The sequence below is a fragment of the Pseudomonas sp. K8 genome (assembly GCF_014889455.1).
Classification (GTDB): Bacteria; Pseudomonadota; Gammaproteobacteria; order Pseudomonadales; family Pseudomonadaceae; genus Aquipseudomonas; species Aquipseudomonas veronii.
The window spans coordinates 1-5,968 of sequence record NZ_VJWO01000097.1 but is presented as its reverse complement, the minus strand read 5'-3'; the positions used below and the strand labels follow the sequence as shown (position 1 = coordinate 5,968).

At 61.3% G+C, this 5,968-nt stretch carries 1 protein-coding gene; it reads right to left on the bottom strand.

Translation table 11 applies throughout. The annotated features are described in order from the left end of the window. Window positions 1-5,968 (bottom strand): beta strand repeat-containing protein (locus tag INT12_RS30205; protein WP_193059159.1); only part of this gene is annotated, 5,968 nt, incomplete at both ends.

Sequence of the window (5,968 nt, the reverse complement as noted above, 5' to 3'; positions counted from 1 at the left end):
CTGGCGCGTCATTGACCGGGGTCACGGTGATAGTGCCGTTAGCCGGAGCTGAGGTCAGCGGGCTGCCGCCGTCAGCGATACCGCCGTCGGTAGCGGTGTAGGTGAAGTTCGCGGTGCCGTTGAAGTTTTCATTTGGCTTGAAGTAAACGGTGGCTTCACCGTTGACGGCGTCAATCGAGCCAGTCACTGGCTTGGTCATGGCCGCGTCGGTGTAGAACGTACCGTTGGTTGGCGTGCCGACGGTGAAGGATTTCACGTCTGCCACGCCATCTACGTCAGTGGCCGAAAGCTTAACTTCGATACCCTGGGCCGGATCTTCGGAACCCGTTGCGGTGGTCGGTGCTGCGACCGGCGCGTCGTTCACCGCAGTCACGGTGATAGTGCCGTTGGCAGGCGCTGAGGTCAGCGGGCTGCCGCCGTCAGCGATACCACCGTCGGTAGCGGTGTAGGTGAAGTTCGCCGTGCCGTTGAAATTCGCGTTCGGCTTGAAGTACACCGTGGCTTCGCCGTTGACGGCATCAATCGAGCCAGTCACTGGCTTGGTCATGGCCGCATCGGTGTAGAACGTACCGTTGGTTGGCGTGCCGACGGTGAACGATTTCACGTCCGCCACACCGTCTACATCAGTGGCCGAAAGCTTAACTTCGATACCTTGAACCGGATCTTCAGAACCCGTTGCGGTGGTCGGTGCGGCGACCGGTGCATCGTTGACCGGAGTCACGGTGATGGTGCCGTTGGCAGGTGCTGAGGTCAGCGGGCTGCCGCCGTCGGCAATACCGCCGTCGGTCGCGGTGTAAGTGAAGTTCGCCGTGCCGTTGAAGTTCGCGTTTGGTTTGAAGTAAACGGTGGCTTCGCCGTTGACCGCGTCAATCGAGCCAGTCACCGGCTTGGTCATCGCCGCATCGGTGTAGAACGTGCCATTGGTTGGCGTGCCGACGGTGAAGGATTTCACGTCTGCCACGCCGTCTACATCGGTCGCGCTCAGTTTGACTTCGATGCCTTGAACCGGATCTTCGGAACCCGTTGCGGTGGTCGGTGCTGCGACCGGCGCGTCGTTCACCGCAGTCACGGTGATGGTGCCGTTGGCAGGCGCCGAAGTCAGCGGGCTGCCGCCGTCAGCAATACCGCCGTCGGTAGCGGTGTAAGTGAAGTTCGCCGTGCCGTTGAAGTTTTCGTTTGGCTTGAAGTAAACGGTGGCTTCGCCGTTGACGGCATCAATCGAGCCGGTCACCGGTTTGGTCATCGCCGCATCGGTGTAGAACGTGCCATTGGTTGGCGTGCCGACGGTGAACGATTTCACGTCCGCCACACCGTCTACGTCGGTGGCGGACAGTTTGACCGCGATACCCACGCTTGGATCTTCAGCACCGGTCGCGGTAGTGGTCACAGCCACTGGCGCGTCATTGACCGGGGTCACGGTGATAGTGCCGTTGGCTGGAGCCGAGGTCAGCGGGATGCCGCCGTCGGCAATACCGCCGTCGGTCGCGGTGTAAGTGAAGTTCGCGGTGCCGTTGAAGTTCGCGTTCGGCTTGAAGTAAACGGTCGCTTCGCCGTTGACGGCGTCAATGGAACCGGTCACCGGTTTGGTCATAGCGGCGTCAGTGTAGAACGTGCCGTTGGTTGGCGTGCCGACGGTGAACGATTTCACGTCTGTCACGCCGTCTACGTCGGTCGCGCTCAGCTTGACCGCGATACCTACGCTTGGGTCTTCAGCACCGGTCGCGGTAGTGGTCACAGCCACTGGCGCATCATTGACCGGGGTCACGGTGATGGTGCCGTTGGCAGGCGCAGAGGTCAGCGGGCTACCGCCGTCAGCGATACCGCCGTCTGTGGCGGTGTAGGTGAAGTTGGCGGTGCCGTTGAAGTTTTCGTTTGGCTTGAAGTAAACAGTCGCGTCACCGTTGACTGCGTCGATCGAGCCAGTCACTGGCTTGGTCATCGCCGCGTCGGTGTAGAAGGTGCCGTTGGTAGGCGTGCCGACGGTGAAGGATTTCACGTCTGCCACGCCATCTACGTCGGTCGCGCTCAGTTTGACCGCGATACCCACGCTTGGATCTTCAGCACCGGTCGCGGTAGTGGCCGCAGCCACAGGCGCGTCGTTGACCGGAGTTACGGTGATGGTGCCGTTGGCAGGCGCAGAGGTCAGCGGGCTGCCGCCGTCAGCGATACCGCCGTCGGTCGCGGTGTAAGTGAAGTTCGCCGTGCCGTTGAAGTTCGCGTTCGGCTTGAAGTACACCGTGGCTTCGCCGTTGACGGCATCAATCGAGCCAGTCACTGGCTTGGTCATCGCCGCATCGGTGTAGAACGTGCCATTGGTTGGCGTGCCGACGGTGAACGATTTCACGTCCGCCACACCGTCTACATCAGTGGCCGAAAGCTTAACTTCGATACCCTGGACCGGATCTTCGGAACCCGTTGCAGTGGTCGGTGCGGCAACCGGCGCATCGTTCACCGCAGTTACAGTGATGGTGCCATTGGCCGGTGCCGAGGTCAGCGGGTTGCTGCCGTCAGCATTGCCACTGTCGGTGGCGGTATAGGTGAAGTTCGCCGTGCCGTTGAAGTTCGCATTTGGCTTGAAGTAAACCGTGGCTTCGCCGTTGATGGCGTCGATCGAGCCAGTCACCGGTTTGGTCATCGCCGCATCGGTATAGAACGTACCGCTGGTCGACGTACCAACCGCGAACGATTTCACGTTCTCCACGCCATCGATATCAGTAGCCGAAAGCTTGACTTCGATACCTTGAACCGGATCTTCGGAACCGGTCGCGGTAGTCGCGATAGCTTCTGGTGCATCGTTAACGGCAATCACGTTGATCGGCAGGGTGATCGACTCGGACTTCGGATCAGCCGTGCCGTCCTGCGCGGTGGCGGTGACGGTGAGGTTCACCAGGCCGTTGGCGTTTTCCGCCGGGGTGAAGACCAGGGTGGCCTTGTTCCAGTCGCTGATGTCGACGCTTTGATTGCCAGCCGTCGCGGTGAAGGTGTGGCCCGGCGTGCCATCGGAGATGGTCGCGTTGAGCGGTACGCCACCGACTTCCAGCTTGAGCGTCTCGGAGCCATCCTTGTCGGTGGCGTATGCGTCGATGGTCGACAGCTTGATCGCATGGTCTTCCAGGCCGGTGTTCAGCACCTGGGTGACGTTGATGTTGTCCAGCACACCGCCCAACGAGTTGTTTGCATCCCCGGCCGGGGCTTTGAACTCGAGTTTGGCATCGCCGTCAGCGGTGACCGGCACGACGAAGGTGTAAGTCTTCATGCCGACGGTGGTGGTATCCAGGGTGCCGACTTTGACGCCGCCCCAGAATACGTCGATCACCGAATTGTTCTCGGCGCCCGCACGCGGCGAGTAGTCGACCGAGATGGTGTACGCCGTGCCGGCTTCTGCCTTGATGATGGTGTACAGGCTGGAGTCGTCGCCGGCGTTTTTCTCAAGCTCGATGACCTGGCTGTTGCCTGGGGTCTCTACGCCGTAGTTGCTGCTTTGGCCGATTTCGACTTGGCCGCCGGCATTCCCCGTGAGCCACGGAGTGCTCGGGGTGCCACTGACAGGCGCGTTGTTGGCGTCATTTACCCCGACGATGCCCCACGAACCATTGAGGTTGGCGCTGTCGAAGTTGATCGAGGTCACAGGGCCGCCGCCGAGCAGGCCCAGGTGCGGAGTGTCGGTAACCGGCGCGATCGTGATGTCGGCCGTCGTTACGGCGCTCGATTTACCGCCGTTGTCGACCGCAGTGAACGTCACCTCGGTTTTGCCGCTCCAGTCGCCGGTCGGGGCGAAGTAAACCGCGGCTTTGCCGTCGGCACCCGCTGGCACCGAGTCGCCGACTTTGAGTTCGGTTTGCAGCGTGGCATCGCTGTACAGCTTGCCATTTTCCGGCAAGGTGGTGATGACAAAGCTGGAGACGGTACCGTCCACATCCTTGCCGTCCAGCACGATCTTGGCGGTATGGTCTTCATCGGCGGTGGTGTTGTCGGCCGATGCAGTCGGGGCGTCGTTGAACAGGTCGATAGTGACCTTGCCAGTGGCGCTGCCGGTTTCCGGCGGTTCGCGATCCAGGTTGCCGCCACCGTTGTCAGTCACCTCGATGGTGACGGTACGATCGGTACCGACAGGGTTATTGCCCGGGCTCTGGAAGGTGATGGCTTCAACCAGTTTGACGAAGTCGGCGGCGCTGCTGCCGGCCTTCGAGTCGCTGGTGAGGGTGTAGACGATTTTCCCGTCGGCGGCGCTGCCGCTCTGGGTGATGGTGATCCCGGCAACGGCCAGGGCCTTGAGCACATCGGTATTGCTGAGCAAATCACCTGCAGCCAGGTGGTCGACGGTGACCACGACTTTGCTGAAGGTGGTGTTGTCGACGTCTTTGATGGTCAGGTTTTCGACCAGCGCGACTGCGTCTTTTTGCTCAGTGAATGTGGTGCTGTCGAACTTGACCTCAGGCGGATCGTTCACCGGAACCACGTACACCACGGAGGTGACAGGCGCCGAATCCAGCTGGCCGTCGTTGACGGTGATGGTCAGGGTGCGATTGGCCGGGTCCGGGTTCTCGCTTTCGCTGGCGAAGTGTACCGAACGCAGGACTTCCTGGTACTCAGCCGTGGTGGCCTCACCGGACAAGGTCAAGATGCCCGTGGCCTTGTCGTAGCTGACTGCAATTTTGGTGTTGCTGACATCTGCGATCAGCACATCGTCTGCCAGGTGGTTGACGAGTGTGACTTTGGCGCTTTGCAGGGTGCCGTTGTCGACGTCGCTGACGGTCAGGTTCGCCGCCACGTAGCCGCCAGGCTTGCCTTCAATATAGGTGTCGCCGAATGCGTTGGTCGAGGCGTTGCCCAGTACCGGAGCGTCGTTCACCGCAGTCACGGTGATGGTGCCGTTGGCTGGAGCCGAGGTCAGCGGGCTGCCGCCGCCAGCAATGCCGCCGTCGGTGGCGGTGTAGGTGAAGTTCGCGGTGCCGTTGAAGTTTTCGTTTGGCTTGAAGTAAACGGTGGCTTCGCCGTTGACCGCGTCGATCGAGCCGGTTACCGGCTTGGTCATGGCCGCGTCGGTGTAGAAGGTGCCGTTGGTTGGGGTGCCGACGGTGAAGGATTTCACGTCTGCCACGCCGTCTACGTCGGTCGCGCTCAGTTTGACTTCGATGCCTTGAACCGGATCTTCGGAACCCGTTGCTGTGGTCGGTTCGGCGACCGGTGCATCGTTGACCGGAGTCACGGTGATAGTGCCGTTGGCTGGAGCCGAGGTCAGCGGGCTGCCGCCGTCAGCGATACCGCCGTCTGTGGCGGTGTAGGTGAAGTTGGCGGTGCCGTTGAAGTTCGCGTTTGGCTTGAAGTAAACGGTGGCTTCACCGTTGACCGCGTCAATCGAGCCAGTCACTGGCTTGGTCATGGCCGCGTCGGTGTAGAACGTGCCGTTGGTTGGCGTGCCGACGGTGAACGATTTCACGTCTGTCACGCCATCTACGTCGGTCGCGCTCAGTTTGACTTCGATGCCTTGAACCGGATCTTCGGAACCCGTTGCTGTGGTCGGTTCGGCGACCGGTGCATCGTTGACCGGAGTCACGGTGATAGTGCCGTTGGCTGGAGCCGAGGTCAGCGGGCTGCCGCCGTCAGCGATACCGCCGTCGGTAGCGGTGTAGGTGAAGTTCGCGGTGCCGTTGAAGTTCGCGTTTGGCTTGAAGTAAACGGTGGCTTCACCGTTGACCGCGTCAATCGAGCCAGTCACTGGCTTGGTCATGGCCGCGTCGGTGTAGAACGTGCCGTTGGTTGGCGTGCCGACGGTGAACGATTTCACGTCTGTCACGCCATCTACGTCGGTCGCGCTCAGTTTGACTTCGATGCCTTGAACCGGATCTTCGGAACCCGTTGCTGTGGTCGGTTCGGCGACCGGTGCATCGTTGACCGGAGTCACGGTGATAGTGCCGTTGGCTGGAGCCGAGGTCAGCGGGCTGCCGCCGTCAGCGATACCGCCGTC